The sequence below is a fragment of the Priestia sp. SIMBA_032 genome (assembly GCF_046535215.1).
In the GTDB taxonomy this organism is placed as follows: Bacteria; Bacillota; Bacilli; order Bacillales; family Bacillaceae_H; genus Priestia; species Priestia aryabhattai.
This window is the reverse complement of sequence record NZ_JAWRXD010000859.1, coordinates 1-264: the sequence shown is the minus strand read 5'-3', so window position 1 is coordinate 264 and position 264 is coordinate 1. Positions and strand designations below refer to the sequence as shown.

Annotated in this window: 1 pseudogene; it reads left to right on the top strand. The window is 26.1% G+C overall.

Annotated elements, in window-relative coordinates:
- Positions 1-119: pseudogene (locus SB717_RS40345) on the top strand (bestrophin family protein); the annotation flags it as partial.
- Positions 120-264 lie beyond the last annotated feature (145 nt).

Below are 264 nucleotides of genomic sequence, written 5' to 3'. Positions count from 1 at the left end.
CAAATGATCTTCCGCTAGAAGGAATTTGTATAGGAGTAGAAGCACATTTAGTGAATTTATATAATCAAAACGATCTATTAGAAGTAATGGGTTTGAATCTTGATAAAAAAATCATTTAATCATTTATTGTTGTTTTAAAATAGGTTATTTAAAAAACTTGTCAAGAGTCAATTTAAGGCTTAACGTCAGCTTTATATTTTTTATATAAATATATAATATTTCTCCATGCTATAATCCATTCATGAAATATACGCGGTTCATGAG